Below are 13,345 nucleotides of genomic sequence, written 5' to 3'. Positions count from 1 at the left end.
TTCCGAGCGTCTTAGCCCTTGCCCTTGATCTGGGCGTTCCAGTGGGTGATCCAGGCGGTCTCGTTCTTGCCGATCACGTCCCAGTTGACGTCCATCGGCTTGAGGTCGAGCTTGGTCAGCCACTCGGGCTTCTCGGCGATCTCGACCGCGGGGATCTGGAAGTAGTCCTTGGCCAGGCTGGCCCGCAGCGAGTCGTCGAAGAGGAACTCGAGGAACTTCTTCGCGCCCTCGGTGTTGCCGCCCTTGACCGCGGCCACGCCGTCGACGAGCACCGGCGCGCCGGAGGCCGGCATGACGTAGCCGAACGGCATCTTCTCGTTGGCCTGCAGCAGGATGTCCTGGAGGTTCCAGGCGCTGACCACGCCCTGCTCACGCGACATCTTCAGGTAGAGGTCGCTCGGGTTGGCGGCGTACTCGACGGTGTTGGCGTCGAGCTTGCGCAGCCAGTCGTAGCCGGGCTGCGGGTTCGACCCGTCGGGGGTGTAGCGCTGGATCATCGAGGCGTAGATCGAGCGCATGGTGCCGGAGGCGGCCACGTCCCGGATGATGATCTTGTCTTTCCACTTCGGGTCGACCAGGTCGTCCCAGTCCTTCGGCGCGGTCTCCGGGGTCAGCGCCTTGTTGTTGTACATGATGACCTCGGGCAGCAGGATCTCGCCGAACCAGCGGCCCTCGGCGTCCTTGTACCGCGCGTCGATCTTCGAGGCGAACGACGGCTGCCAGGACTCCAGCAGCCCCTCGGACGCGCCGGCGGCCAGCCCCTGCTGGGTGCCGCCCCACCAGACCGACGCCTGCGGGTTGGCCTTCTCGGCGCGGACCCGCTCGAGCACCTCCTGGGCGCCCATGTTGAGCACCTCGACCTTGCCCTTGTACTCGGGGTTCTTGGTCGTGAACTGCTCGACGACGTAGTCGGTGACCGACTTGTCGCGGGCGCTGTAGATGACGACCTTCTCGGCCGGCGCGGCGCCGGAGGAGCCGGTGTCCTTGTCGTCGTCACTGCTGCCGCACGCGCTGACGGCCAGCAGCGCGCTGAACGCGACGGCCAGGGCCAAACGACGTTTCATTGGTACCTCCATTTTGCGGGGGAACTATCGGGAGCGGAGAAAGACGGTGTGCGGTGCCGGCCCGGGGACGCCGGCGGGTTCACCGGCTCCCCGGGCTCGGGGTCGAAGGTCCGCGGGTCGCGCCCGGACCGGGGCGCGCCGCATCGCGCCGCGACCTGTCGTCCGGGATCCGGACGCGGTCGCCGCGACGGTGACGGTGGGGTGTGGTGGGTGGGTGTCGGGGTCGGGGTCGTCGGGGGCCGGGGTCGGGTGGTGGTCAGGGAAGCGAGGGGCGGGGCACCGCGGCCGAGAGCGCGTAGCTGATCGCTCCGTGCAGCACTGCCTGGTCACCGAGGGTGGCCCGGCGCACCTCGGTGGGGGCCGGGGTCCGGGCGGAGACGAGGGTCTGAAGCTGGTCGAGGGCCGCGTCGTCCAGTTCCGCGGCGGCGCCGCTGAGCAGCACCAGTCCCGGATCGACGACGCAGGCGCAGGAGAGGATGAGCCCGGCCCAGGCGCCGAGGACCTCGTCGAGGTACTCGCGGGCGGGCGCAGACGTCGCGGCGAGGCGGCTCAGCTCCCGTACCGGCGACTCGGGCCGGCGGCCCGGGTTGAGCGCGACGACCCGCTCCGCGATGGCGTTCACCGACCACCGGGCCTCGAAGTCGCCGACACCGCTGTAGCGACGCTCGGTCGTGCCGCCCAGCGGCAGGAAGCCGACCTCGCCGGCGGCTCCGCTGGCGCCCCGGCGGACCTTGCCGTCGAGCACGAGGCCCGCGCCGATGCCCTCGGCGACGTGGATCAGCAGCAGGTTCGCCACGTCCGCGCCGGCGCCGGCGACGCACTCGCCGGCGGCCATGAGGTTCACGTCGTTGTCGACGACCACGGGCACGCCGAGCCGCCGTTGCACGGACTCGCCGATCGGCCACGCCTCGACCAGTCCGACCGACGGCGCGAGGCGTACCGCGCCGTTGGTGGAGACGCCGGGCACCGCGATCGCGACGCCGCGCAGCGAGGGCAGGTTGTCGCCGACGAGGTCGAGGACGAACTCGCAGACGGTCTCCACCACGTTCGCGCCGAGCCGCGCGACGCGGTGCGCGATGACCGCGCCCTCGCTGTCGGCGATCTCGCAGCTGATCCGGGGTGGCTCCAGCGACACCGCCGCGACGAGCTCGGCGCGGGGGTTGAACTCGAGCATCTCCCGGGGCCGGCCGGTGGTGGGCGCGCCGGGCCCGCGTTCGATGAGGTAGCCCTCGGCGACGAGTTCCCGCACGAGCGCGGTGACCGTGGCCGCCGAGAGGCCGGTCATCTCGGCCAGGTCCACTCGGGACAGCCGCCGGGCCTGCCGGGCGGCCAAGATCACCGAGAGACGCTTGATCTCACGGGACCGCTCACGGCTGACCGGGCTGGTCGGGGCTTTGTCAGACACGCTTTCTTCCTAGTGTGAAAAAAATGAGACGTCAAGTAACGAGATGATCTCGGAGCTCCGGCCAGCGGAAATTTGGGAAGTGGCAAGCCGGACGCGCCAGGCCACCCCGACATGGCGCGCAAAACCGGGCCCTCGCGTCCACATTGGGTGCCCAAAATAGGGCAAAGCTCCCCCTCCGGCTGTTGCAGGCCGAGCAGCCGGGCCACTGAGCTGCGGGGATTGTTTCTTCGAATAAGGAAGAAAGTCGTCCGGGCCTATTGACGACGCCTCAGCAAGATCCCTAGGTTACGGCCCGAAGGCCTTCCGGTGGACCGATCCGTCGCCACCGTGTGCACCGCTCACGCCGTGACGGTGCGCGTACACCATCACCCCGTTGTCGAGCACCACGACCAGCGAGGACCCAACAGTCCTCAATGGACAGCTGTCCGCGTCACGACCCGGCGCGCGCCGGGCCCGTGACCCGTCCCCCAGCCGCAGCACTCTCGCTTCGAGACGAAGAGGTATGCCCATGAGATGGCGCACCACGGCAGCGATCGCCATGTGCGGTCTTCTGTCGTTGGGCCTGGCCACTCCGGCCCAGGCCAACCCCCAGAACGCAGCACCGAAGCCACAGGCCAAGAAGTCCGACAAGCCCGTCGACCTGGACATCATGTTCATCGGCGCGCACCCGGACGACGAGGCAGGCCAGCTCGGCATGCTCGGATACTGGAACGAGTATCACGGCATGAAGGCCGGCGTCATCACCACCACCCGCGGCGAGGGCGGTGGCAACGCCACCGGTCTCGAGGAGGGCCCGGAGCTCGGCATCCTGCGGGAGGCCGAGGAGCGCAAGGCCGTCGGCTGGGCCGGCGTCGAGCACATCTACAACCTGGACGCGCTCGACTTCTGGTACACCGCGAGCGCCCCGCTGACCGAGGAGGTCTGGGGCCACCAGGAGACGCTGTCCCGGATCGTGCGGGTCCTGCGGACCACCAAGCCCGAGGTCATCCTCACGATGAACCCCTCGGCGACGCAGGGCAACCACGGCAACCACCAGAAGGCGGCCATGCTGGCCGTGGAGGCCTTCTACGCGGCGGCCGACCCGAAGGCGTTCCCGGAGCAGATCAAGAAGGAAGGGCTCAAGCCCTGGCGGGTCTCCCGCATCTTCCAGACCGGTGGCAGCGGCACCACCGGCACCAACGGCCCCGCCTGCGAGACCACGTTCACGCCGGCCGAGGCCAGCAACGTCATCTTCGGCACCTGGCAGGGCTACGAGTCGGCGCGGCACGACGGCAACCGGTGGAACACGGTCCAGACCTGGGCCCGCCGGGAGTACGTGTCGCAGGGCTGGGGCAACAGCTCCTTCCCGACGACCAACCCGGACGCCATCGGCTGTAACCGGCTGACGCTGATCGACACCCGCACGCCGTACCCGGACCCGAACGTGGGCGCCGGCACCGGTGCGCTGCAGGGCGCCACCCTGCGTGCCCCGGGCGGCCTGCCGCTCGGCACCGAGGTCCACGTGCGTCCGCGCACCTGGGAGGCCGTCGGCGGCCAGCCCATCAAGGTGGACACCGTCCTGTACGCCGAGAAGGCCATCCCGGGCGCCAAGGTCGCCCTGGACGTCCCGGCCGGCTGGAGCGTCAGCGGCAACGGCAACGTCGGCACGCTGACCCCGGGCAAGGAGGTCGTGAAGACCTTCACCGTCACCCCGCCCGCGCAGGTCGAGGTGGGCACCCGCTTCAAGCTCGAGGCCACGCTGACCAGCAAGAAGGACGGCAGCGGCGTCAGCAGCGCCCGAGTGCAGGGCACCGCTCCGGTGCGCGGCACCCTGGAGCCGCTGGAGGAGATCGCCGACTTCCGCGCCTGGACCGTGCGGAACAAGACCCAGCAGCTCGACGCGCTCATCGAGTCCCTGCTGAACATCCCCAGCGGCGGCACCCGCAGCGTCAAGGTCAACCTGACCAACCACGGCACCCGGGTCGAGTCCGGCTCGGTCAAGCTGAACGTTCCCGCCGGATTCTCGGTGGCCGAGCAGCAGGTGCCGTACAGCGGCCTGCGGCCGGGCGCCACCACCTCGGTGACGTTCACCGTCAGCAACACCGACACGTCGCTGCCGACGGCCAACCGGGCGCCGGACAACGGCGCCTACCGGGTGCAGATCGAGACCAGCTACGTCGGTGGCAGCGCCACCGAGCCGGGCGCGTTCAACCTGGTCCCGACCACCACGATCCCGAAGGCCGCCACCGCGCCGACGGTGGACGGTCACGGGCACGACCACGAGTACACCGGCGAGGTCATCGACATCTCCACCCGCTGGGAGGGCACCGCCGCCCCGGCGTCGGACATCTCCGGCACCGCCCAGCTGACCCACACCGACGACGCCCTGTACGCCATCTTCAACATCACCGATGACGTGCTCGGCACCGTCCTGCCGCCGGAGGACTGCAAGCGTCCGCGGCGTAACGACAACATCGAGTTCGGCATCGACCCGCGCGGCAACTCGGCGAACACCTCCACGGTGTTCAACATGGCGCTCTTCCCGGCCACGAACGACCCGGCCAACGGGAACCCGCCGTGCTTCGCCCGGGAGCGGGACAACCACCAGGGCGGCCCGGAGACCGCGCCGGGTGTGGAGATCGCCTCCGTGGTGACCAGCAACCCGTACACGGGTTACCGGATCGAGGTCAAGATTCCGTTCAGCGTGCTGCCGGACACCATCGACCCGAGCCGGATGGGCCTGAACATCCTGGTCAACGACTCGGACACGCAGGACCTCAGCTCGCAGACCCGGGTCGGCTGGTCGACCTGGAGCGGCGTGCGGGCCGACCCGTGGCGCTGGGGCAACGCGCTCCTGCCGGGCCTGCCGGCGCAGCCGTCGGCGCCGAAGGCTCCGATCATGCCCGACACCGCGGCGCTGAGCGTGGACTCGCCGCAGACCCTGCTGCAGTCCGTCTCGGACGGGGTCGCACCGGGTGGCTACGCCAAGCTGGCGGACAACACGGTGAAGCTCAAGAAGGTCACCCGCACCGCCAACAAGGTCTCGGTGCAGCTCCAGGTGAAGAAGGCCGGCACCGCCCGGGTCTTCGTCTGGGACGGCAGCCGGGTCGTGGCGCAGACCCAGGCCAGCCTGCGGAAGGACGGCACGCTCGTCCTGCCGCTGAGCGGGTCGCTCCCGGCCGGCACCTCGCTGCTCGTCTCGTACGAGAGCGGTGGCGCCACCACCGCTCTGGCGAAGAAGCTGTGCTGACCGGACGGTGAACGCGTCGACCTGACGCGCTGACGCGATGGGCCGGGCCGTGAGGTCCGGCCCATCGTGCCGTATCCGGGCCGTTCAGCGTTTCGCCGCCGGCACCGGCAGGGGCCGGTCCGGAGACGCCGGGGCCGGCCACCAGCGGCGCGAGGCCAGCGCGGCCAGTCCGGCGCCGGCGGTGTTGAGCAGGACGTCGTCCACCGAGGACACCCGGTCCAGCCGCAGGACGTACTGCGCGACCTCGACCAGGACCGAGCAACCGGCCGCGAGCGCCAGGATCCGCGGCACCGACGCCAGCGCCGCGAACCGCAGCGGGCCGAAGAACCCGAGCGCCGCGAACACCAGCAGGTTGCCGACGATCTGGACCGTCACCGTCAGCGGCCCGCTCGCGAGGACGGTCAGCAGGTCCCGCAGCGGCACCAGGCTCACCCGGCCCGGAACCACACCGGCGCCGTCCCCCGGGAGCATGATCATCCAGACCCACGGCACGGTCCCGTAGACGATGCCGACCTCGGCCAGCGACAGCCGCCAGGCCGGCCCGCCGCCGCGCCGGCGCGCGAGGAACCGAACCACCAGCGCGGCCAACGGCAGCGCGGCCACCGTGACGAGCACGACCCCGTTGATCGTGCCGAACCAGCCGTGCCACCCCTCGACCACGCCGCCTCACCTTCTGTCCGCCCGGGGATCCCGCCGGGTCCGACCGGCGCGGACCGGCGTCCCGGCCCGCTCAGGGTGCCATCCTGCCCGCCACCCCGCGGGCCCCCGCCCCGGGCGGTCCGCGCGGACGACAGCCGGGCGCACGGGCACGACGCGGACCCCCGGCCGACCCACCGCCGCCGACCGGCGCGGGCGCACAATTCCGTGTACGGAACCGGCGCTGCGGAAATTCGATTTCCGCCCCGGGCGGCGAAACCAATTCCCGGCTCCGGAGCGCCGATTTCCCACATCAATTCACCTCCCCGATCCGGCGCATGACCCTCGGCGCGCTCCAGGCCGTTCGCCGGGACCGCACCCTGCGCTCGGACCAGCGCGGACGGGGCCAGCGCACGCCCACCTCGCACCGGCAAACAAAGGCTTTCCTTACAAAGGTAAGCCTCATCTTCGCCCGCCCGGGAGTTCGCGCGGGATCGACGGTTTACCGCCGCCGACGCCGCATTCCGCTGCTATGGTGAGCATGATCCTCACTTCGGGCGGACAGGTTTGAAGCCCCGCTCGCAGGGCTAATACCGAATGGCATTCGAGCACCACGAGGCCGGCCGTCGCACCGCCGGCCCGCATGACTTGGAGGCACCATGAAGACGCTGTTGCAGTCTCCGCCGGTACGTGAGTGCGCCGCCACGGCGTGCAGTTTCAACGACAACGGTTGTCACGCGCCCGCGATCACCGTGGCGGCGAGCGCCGACGCGGCGTCCTGCGCGACGTTCGTCGAGTCGTCGCTGAGCGGCGGGATCGCGGAGGTCACCGGCGCGGTGGGCGCGTGCGCGCGGGCCGAGTGCGTGTTCAACACCAACCTCGCCTGCACGGCCGAGTCGATCACGGTGGGCCCCGGCGCCACCGTCAGCGACTGCCTGACCTACCAGCCCGCCTGACAAAGCGGACACCCACGCCCGTACGGGTCACGACGGTCACCGTCGTGACCCGTATGCGTCTCCGGCACCCGACCCGCCGTTGCACAGGTAAGGCTTACCTACTACCGTCTGACCTGGGCCGACTTCACCCCTTCCGGCCGAGGAGACAGACATGGCGTTGCACCCCGCCGGGCGCCCGGCCCCGTCGACCGGCGTCACCCCGGTCGCCGCCGGGCCGTCTCCGGTCACCTCCACGCCCCGCGACGCCGTCGCCGCCCGGTGCGTGCTGAGCGCTGCCTCGTCGCTGCGGCTGACGCTCGGCGACACCACCGCCGACCTCCTGTCCGCCCACGCAGTCCTCCCCGACGGCACGATCGTCCTCGCGGTCGACGCGATGAGCCGCACCGGCGGCCTGCTGGTGGCCGCGCGCGGTCACCGCGGTGCGGTACGCGTGGACGTGACCCACCTCGCTCCGGTCGCCGTACGCTCGCGGGTGCGGGACCGGCTGCGGATCCTGGGCACCGCCCGCCGCTTCGACCCGGCCGCGCTCGACGCCTGCGACCCGGCCACCGTGATGTCGCTGCTCGACCTGCCGCCGGTGGCGCTGTGGGCGATCGAGCCGGACGAGATCCTCCTCGACCGGGCCACCGAACCCGTCGCGGTGGACCTCGGCACGTACCGCGCCGCCCGCCCGGACCCGATCGCCGTCGACGAGGCCGCCCACCTCGCGCACCTGACCCGGTGCCACGGCGACCTCCTGGACCGGCTCGGTGCGCTCGTCGACAGCGCCGTCAGCGCCGGCGCGACGCGGATGGTCCCGGTCGCGCTCGACGCCGAGGGCATCGTGCTGCGCGCGGAGCGGCCGGACGGTCACGCCGACATCCGGTTGTCCTTCCTCCACCCGGTCACCGCCGGCGCCGGCCTCGCCGGGGCGCTGCGGACGCTGCTCGGCTAGGGCTGTCCGCTCCCTACCGAGCGCATCGCGGCGGCGGCGAGAAGGCAGGCGGTGGTGACCGCGGCCAGCAGGCGGTGGAGGGTGCCGTACCCGATGGTGCTGGTGACGGCGAGGGCGGCGACGAGGCGCCACCCGTGACGCCCGCCGGCCGTGGGGCCGGCGGGCGCCGTCGTGGTGGTCATCAGCTGGCGCAGCAGCCGCCGGTCTCACCGTTGGTCGGGGTGTCGAGGCTGACCAGGCTGAGCGGCGCGGAGAGCAGGCCCCCGGAGATTCCGGTCGCCAGCCCTTGTGCGGCCGGCGTGGCCGCCGGGTCGGGGCCGCAGCAGCTGTCCGCGCCGGTGGAGTCGGCGGGGTTGCTGTTGCAGACGCCGGTCTCGGGCAGGTCGAGCTGGACGTCGCGGGCGGCGTCCCAGTCGCCGGCGAGAGCGGCGACGACGGAGCGGACCTGCTCGTAGCCGGTGGCCATCAGGAACGTCGGCGCGCGGCCGTAGCTCTTCATGCCGACGGCGTAGTAGCCGACCTCGGGGTGCGCGAGTTCGGCGGCGCCGTGCGGCGGGACGGTGCCGCAGGAGTGCTCGTTCGGGTCGATCAGCGGGGCGAGGGCGCGGGTGGCTCCCATGACCGGGTCGAGGTCCAGGCGCAGCTCGGCCGCGATGGAGTGGTCGGGGCGGAAGCCGGTGGCGGCGACGACGCGGTCCACGGTGACGGACTCGTCGGTGCCGTCGGCGTGCCGGACGGCCACGGTGACCCGGCCCTCGGCCGGGGTGAGGGCGTGTACGGAGAATCCGGTGAGCAGCCTGATCCGGCCGGCGTCGACGTGGTCGCGCAGCCGGGCGCCGAGCGCGCCGCGGGCGGGCAGGGCGTCGGCGTCTCCGCCGCCGTAGGTGCGGGCGGGGCTGGCCGAGCGGATCGCCCAGGTCACCTCGGTGCCGGGTTCGGCGGTGGCCAGCTCGGCCAGGGAGAGCAGGGTGTTCGCGGCGGAGTGGCCGGCGCCGACGACGAGGGTGTGCCGGCCGGCGAAGCGGTCCCGGCCGCTGCCGAGCACGTCGGGCAGGGCGTGCTCGAGGAACGCCGCGGCGTCCGTCTCGCCGCGGGCGGGCAGGCCGGAGGCGCCGAGGACGTTGGGGGTGCCCCAGGTGCCGGAGGCGTCGATGACGGCGCGGGCGAGCAACTCGCCGCCGTCGGCGAGGCGGATCAGGAACGGCGTCTGTCCGCGGCCGGCGGTGCGCAGCCGGTCCAGGCCGAGCCGGCTGATCGCCTCCACCCGCGCGCCGTAGCGCAGGTGGGGCTTGAGCTGCGGCAGGTCCGCGAGCGGCTGGAGATAGTCGGTGACCAGCTCGGCGCCGGTGGGCAGGGCATCCTCGACCGGGGCGACCCAGCCGGCGTCGTCGAGCAGCCGGCGGGCGGCGGGGTCGACGTTGTAGCGCCACGGGGAGAACAGCCGCACGTGCCCCCACTGCCGCACCGCCGCGCCGGTGGTGTCCCCGGCCTCCAGGACGAGGAAGGGCAGCTCACGCTCGTGCAGGTGGGCGGCGGCGGCGAGACCCACCGGGCCCGCGCCGATCACCACGACGGGCGACTCGTCCAGGACACTCATCGGGAACTCCTCGGTGTTGAGAATGGCGGATCAAGAGGTGCGGGTGACGCCTGCCTCAGCAGGCTCCGACCGGATCGGGGGCCGGGCGGCCCATGACGACGTCGGCGGCGGACGGGAAGCACCCGACACAGGCGTCGTTGATGCGGTAGTGGCGTGCGGTGCCGACCGGCTCGACGAGCACGAACCGCACCTCGGTGAGGATCTTCAGGTGCTGGGAGACGGTGGACTGGGCGAGCCCGACGGCGGCGACGATCTCCCCCACACTCATCGGCCGGGCGTGGCGGGCCAGGTACTCCACCACCTGCACCCGCGTCGGGTCCGCGAGGGCCCGGAACCACGAGGCATAGGTCTGCGCGGTGTCGCGGTCGAGGAGGTCCCCCATCATCTCTCCCTCCATCGTTAATCGCCGATTGACGATGGAAGCCTAGCAGGCGCCGGAGCGGGCGATCCGCAGGGCAGCGGTCCCGCTTCTCAGCGGGGTGCCGTCAGCGCGTAGGCGGTGGTGCGGGCGCGGTCGCGGAGGCGGGCGATCCTCTGCGCGGGAGTGGACACCCGGGCGCAGGAGTCGCAGAACCGGACCCCTGCCACGGATGACGGCCGGCGACGCGGGAAGCCGAACATGACGAGCCTCATTTCCTGGGAGCACCTTGTCTTGACATATGTCTAAACAGAGAGTTGCACGCTGATTAGATGGATGTCAACCTAGAGGCATGCCGAAGCGCCAAGCGCCGATCCCCCTCGTCGACCTCGACGCCGACGCGCCGTGCTGCCCCCCACTGGCGCAGCGCCGGGTCCCGGCAGAGACGGCCGCGATCCTCGCGCCCGCGTTCAAGGCCCTCGGTGATCCGGTACGGCTGCAGCTGATGTCGATGATCGCGTCCGCCGACGGCGGCGAGGCCTGCGTGTGCGACCTGACGCCGGCGTTCGACCTGACCGGGCCGACGATCTCTCATCACCTCAAGACCTTGCGCGAGGCAGGCCTGGTGGACGCCGAACGGCGGGGCACGTGGGTCTACTACCGGGCGCGGCCACAGATCCTGCGCCAGCTCGCCGGCCTGCTGTCGATCGAGCCGACCGCCGCGGCGCAGCGGTAGACCACCGCGCGGCGACTCGCGCTCCCGGGGGATCCGGCCGCGCGGCTTGACGCCTCCAGATTAATCAGAAATTATTGAGTCAATGGACATTGAGTCTTACTCGCTGGTCGAGCGCGCGCGGGTCCATGCGGCGTTGGGCGACCCGGCCCGCCTGGCCATCGTGGACGCGCTCACCCTGGGCGACGCCTCACCCGGGGAGATCGCACACACCCTCGCCATGCCGACGAACCTGGTCGCCCATCACGTCAAGGTCCTCGCCGACGCGGGCCTCGTCGTCCGGGGCCGGTCGGAGGGCGATCGGCGACGCATCTACCTTCGACTCCGACCGGCCGCCCTCTCCGCCCTCACGCCGCCACCACTGGCGGGCGCGCATCGGGTCGTCTTCGTCTGCACCCATAACTCCGCCCGCTCGCAACTGGCCGCGGCGCTGTGGAGGCAGCGCGCCAACGGCGACGCCGCATCCGCCGGCACCAGGCCGGCGCCGCGGGTCCATCCCCGCGCGCTCGCCGTGGCCCACCGCCACGCCCTCGACCTCGGCCCGGCCGGCACCGCACACGTCGACGACGTCGTCCGGGACGGCGACCTGGTCATCGCCGTCTGCGACAACGCCCACGAGGAACTCACCGGGCCGGTCCGCCCCCGCCTGCACTGGTCCGTGCCGGACCCGGCCCGCGTCGACACCGACGAAGCGTTCGAGGCGGCCTACGCCGACCTCGCCGACCGCGTCGATCGCGTCGCCCCCCACACCGCCGCACCCTGCGGGAAGCCGGCCTGATCACCGCCTCAGTCTGCGGGCGCCCGACGCAGCCGCCCGGCACAGGGCGACCTCACCCGACGCGCACGCGCCGGCACCGACGATCCACGGGAGCAGACCGATGAGCACCGCCACCAGAGCCGAAGACGCCCCACCGTTGGTGGCACGCCTCTCGCGCCTCGACCGGTTCCTGCCGGTCTGGATCGGCCTGGCCATGGTCGCCGGCCTGCTGCTCGGCCGGATCGTTCCCGGCCTGGACGACGCTCTCGACGCCGTCGAGGTCGGTGGCATCTCCCTGCCCATCGCTCTCGGCCTGCTGATCATGATGTATCCGGTACTGGCCAAGGTCCGTTACGACCGCCTCGACACCGTCACCGGTGACCGGCGCCTCCTGGTCTCGTCGCTGATCCTCAACTGGATCGTCGGTCCCGCCGTCATGTTCGCCCTGGCCTGGATGTTCCTGGCCGACCAGCCGGAGTACCGCACCGGTCTGATCATCGTCGGCCTGGCCCGCTGCATCGCGATGGTCATCATCTGGAACGACCTGGCCTGCGGCGACCGGGAGGCGGCAGCGGTCCTCGTCGCCGTCAACTCGGTGTTCCAGGTCCTCGCGTTCGGCCTGCTCGGCTGGTTCTACCTGTCGGTGCTGCCGGGCTGGCTGGGTCTGGACGGCGCCGCGCTGCAGGTCTCCGGCTGGGAGATCGCCGGCAACGTGCTCGTCTTCCTCGGCATCCCCCTGCTCGCCGGCTACCTGTCCCGCCGCCTCGGCGAACGGACCAGGGGCCGCGACTGGTACGAGCGGCGATTCCTGCCCAGGGTCGGACCCGTCGCCCTGTACGGACTGCTGTTCACCATCGTCGTCCTGTTCGCCCTGCAGGGTGAGGCCATCACCGACCGGCCGGTCGACGTGGCCCGCATCGCCCTGCCGCTGCTGGCCTACTTCGCCCTCATGTGGGCCGGCTCCTACCTGCTCGGCCGGGCCATCGGCCTGAACTACGAACGCACCACCACCCTGGCCTTCACCGCGGCGGGCAACAACTTCGAACTGGCGATCGCGGTCGCGATCGGCACCTTCGGGATCGCCTCCGGCCAGGCCCTCGCCGGCGTCGTCGGCCCGCTGATCGAGGTTCCGGTTCTCGTCGGCCTGGTCTACGTGTCGCTGTGGGCCCGTGCCCGCCTGTTCCCCGCGCCGGGAACCCGGCCATGAGATGCCCCGACCGCGCCGCGGCACGTCACGGCAACCATCAGGATCATGGAGACCCGATGAGCGACAAACCCAGCGTCCTGTTCGTCTGCGTGCACAACGCCGGCCGTTCCCAGATGGCCGCCGGGTGGCTGCGCCACCTCGCCGGCGACACCGTCGAGGTCCGCTCCGCCGGAAGCGCGCCCGCCGGCCAGGTCAACCCCGCCGCCGTCGAGGCCATGCGGGAGGTCGGCATCGACATCACCGACCAGACCCCCAAGCGCCTGGAGTACGAGACGGCGGAGTCCTCGGACGTCATCGTCACCATGGGCTGCGGTGACGCCTGCCCCGTCTTCCCGGGCAAGCGGTACGAGGACTGGAAGCTGGAAGACCCCGCGGGCAAGGGCGTCGACGCGGTACGCCCCATCCGGGACGAGATCCGCGCCCGGGTGGAACGGCTGCTCGCCGACCTGCGCCCCACCGCCTGACACCC

General features: G+C 71.8%; 13 protein-coding genes. 7 read left to right on the top strand and 6 right to left on the bottom strand.

Going from position 1 to position 13,345, the window contains the following annotated elements; genetic code table 11:
• Positions 1-11 precede the first annotated feature (11 nt).
• Both HA073_RS09975 and HA073_RS09970 read right to left on the bottom strand, forming a co-directional pair.
• Positions 12-1,064: an extracellular solute-binding protein gene (locus tag HA073_RS09975; protein WP_064445575.1), complete on the bottom strand. Its 1,053-nt coding sequence runs from the start codon at positions 1,062-1,064 to the stop codon at positions 12-14.
• Between the two features lie 256 nt (positions 1,065-1,320).
• A complete protein-coding gene (locus HA073_RS09970) occupies positions 1,321-2,469 on the bottom strand; it encodes an ROK family transcriptional regulator (protein ID WP_043323169.1) in 1,149 nt (382 codons plus the stop codon).
• Between the two features lie 508 nt (positions 2,470-2,977).
• On the opposite strand from HA073_RS09970, the gene HA073_RS09965 reads away from it, so the two are divergent.
• The gene (locus HA073_RS09965) at positions 2,978-5,698 is read left to right on the top strand and encodes a sugar-binding protein (protein WP_166456220.1); all 2,721 of its coding nucleotides are present in this window, start codon (positions 2,978-2,980) and stop codon (positions 5,696-5,698) included.
• An 84-nt stretch (positions 5,699-5,782) separates the two neighbouring features.
• Here the strand turns inward: HA073_RS09965 and HA073_RS09960 are convergent, their stop codons facing one another.
• Positions 5,783-6,358 carry a VanZ family protein gene (locus HA073_RS09960; RefSeq protein ID WP_166456219.1) on the bottom strand — a complete coding sequence of 192 codons (576 nt, stop codon included), beginning with the start codon at positions 6,356-6,358 and terminating at the stop codon, positions 5,783-5,785.
• Between the two features lie 635 nt (positions 6,359-6,993).
• Between HA073_RS09960 and HA073_RS09955 the strand changes: the two genes are divergently transcribed.
• Together HA073_RS09955 and HA073_RS09950 are read left to right on the top strand one after the other, a co-directional pair.
• Positions 6,994-7,290, top strand: a complete 297-nt coding sequence (locus HA073_RS09955) for a DUF1540 domain-containing protein (protein ID WP_013286940.1) — start codon at positions 6,994-6,996, stop codon at positions 7,288-7,290.
• A 151-nt stretch (positions 7,291-7,441) separates the two neighbouring features.
• Entirely contained in the window at positions 7,442-8,224 is a 783-nt protein-coding gene (locus tag HA073_RS09950) for a DUF2470 domain-containing protein (RefSeq protein ID WP_104112325.1), read from the top strand.
• Here HA073_RS09950 and HA073_RS09945 read toward each other — a convergent pair.
• Genes HA073_RS09945 through HA073_RS09935 form a run of 3 tightly spaced genes read right to left on the bottom strand, consistent with a single transcriptional unit; the run spans position 8,221 to position 10,203 of the window.
• Positions 8,221-8,406, bottom strand: a complete 186-nt coding sequence (locus HA073_RS09945) for a hypothetical protein (protein WP_166456116.1) — start codon at positions 8,404-8,406, stop codon at positions 8,221-8,223. The genes HA073_RS09950 and HA073_RS09945 overlap by 4 nt on opposite strands.
• Positions 8,406-9,821, bottom strand: coding sequence for an NAD(P)-binding domain-containing protein (locus HA073_RS09940; RefSeq protein ID WP_166456218.1), 1,416 nt, complete (start codon positions 9,819-9,821; stop codon positions 8,406-8,408). The genes HA073_RS09945 and HA073_RS09940 overlap by 1 nt, the downstream gene beginning before the upstream one ends.
• A gap of 55 nt (positions 9,822-9,876) precedes the next feature.
• Positions 9,877-10,203: an ArsR/SmtB family transcription factor gene (locus HA073_RS09935; protein ID WP_369799347.1), complete on the bottom strand. Its 327-nt coding sequence runs from the start codon at positions 10,201-10,203 to the stop codon at positions 9,877-9,879.
• Positions 10,204-10,531: 328 nt separating this feature from the next.
• Here HA073_RS09935 and HA073_RS09930 point away from each other — a divergent pair, with 328 nt between their 5' ends.
• From HA073_RS09930 to HA073_RS09915, 4 genes are all read left to right on the top strand, one after another.
• A complete protein-coding gene (locus tag HA073_RS09930; protein ID WP_064445568.1) occupies positions 10,532-10,915 on the top strand; it encodes a metalloregulator ArsR/SmtB family transcription factor in 384 nt (127 codons plus the stop codon).
• Between the two features lie 82 nt (positions 10,916-10,997).
• Entirely contained in the window at positions 10,998-11,690 is a 693-nt protein-coding gene (locus tag HA073_RS09925) for a helix-turn-helix domain-containing protein (RefSeq protein ID WP_064445567.1), read from the top strand.
• 100 nt (positions 11,691-11,790) lie between these two features.
• Positions 11,791-12,876: an ACR3 family arsenite efflux transporter gene (arsB, locus tag HA073_RS09920; RefSeq protein WP_043323148.1), complete on the top strand. Its 1,086-nt coding sequence runs from the start codon at positions 11,791-11,793 to the stop codon at positions 12,874-12,876.
• A 56-nt stretch (positions 12,877-12,932) separates the two neighbouring features.
• Positions 12,933-13,340, top strand: a complete 408-nt coding sequence (locus tag HA073_RS09915; RefSeq protein ID WP_166456217.1) for an arsenate reductase ArsC — start codon at positions 12,933-12,935, stop codon at positions 13,338-13,340.
• Positions 13,341-13,345 lie beyond the last annotated feature (5 nt).

The sequence above is a fragment of the Micromonospora sp. CMU55-4 genome (assembly GCF_011602315.1).
GTDB classification, from domain to species: Bacteria; Actinomycetota; Actinomycetes; order Mycobacteriales; family Micromonosporaceae; genus Micromonospora; species Micromonospora chalcea.
This window is presented reverse-complemented; position numbering and strand designations above follow the sequence as displayed.

What these genes read in the sequence shown, in the direction of transcription:
- HA073_RS09975 (WP_064445575.1), bottom strand. Translation starts at nt 1,064, where the DNA reads ATGAAACGTCGTTTGGCCCTGGCCGTCGCGTTCAGCGCGCTGCTGGCC.
- HA073_RS09965 (WP_166456220.1), top strand. Translation starts at nt 2,978, where the DNA reads ATGAGATGGCGCACCACGGCAGCGATCGCCATGTGCGGTCTTCTGTCG.
- HA073_RS09955 (WP_013286940.1), top strand. Translation starts at nt 6,994, where the DNA reads ATGAAGACGCTGTTGCAGTCTCCGCCGGTACGTGAGTGCGCCGCCACG.
- HA073_RS09950 (WP_104112325.1), top strand. Translation starts at nt 7,442, where the DNA reads ATGGCGTTGCACCCCGCCGGGCGCCCGGCCCCGTCGACCGGCGTCACC.
- HA073_RS09945 (WP_166456116.1), bottom strand. Translation starts at nt 8,406, where the DNA reads ATGACCACCACGACGGCGCCCGCCGGCCCCACGGCCGGCGGGCGTCAC.
- HA073_RS09940 (WP_166456218.1), bottom strand. Translation starts at nt 9,821, where the DNA reads ATGAGTGTCCTGGACGAGTCGCCCGTCGTGGTGATCGGCGCGGGCCCG.
- HA073_RS09935 (WP_369799347.1), bottom strand. Translation starts at nt 10,203, where the DNA reads ATGGGGGACCTCCTCGACCGCGACACCGCGCAGACCTATGCCTCGTGG.
- HA073_RS09930 (WP_064445568.1), top strand. Translation starts at nt 10,532, where the DNA reads ATGCCGAAGCGCCAAGCGCCGATCCCCCTCGTCGACCTCGACGCCGAC.
- HA073_RS09925 (WP_064445567.1), top strand. Translation starts at nt 10,998, where the DNA reads ATGGACATTGAGTCTTACTCGCTGGTCGAGCGCGCGCGGGTCCATGCG.
- arsB (WP_043323148.1), top strand. Translation starts at nt 11,791, where the DNA reads ATGAGCACCGCCACCAGAGCCGAAGACGCCCCACCGTTGGTGGCACGC.
- HA073_RS09915 (WP_166456217.1), top strand. Translation starts at nt 12,933, where the DNA reads ATGAGCGACAAACCCAGCGTCCTGTTCGTCTGCGTGCACAACGCCGGC.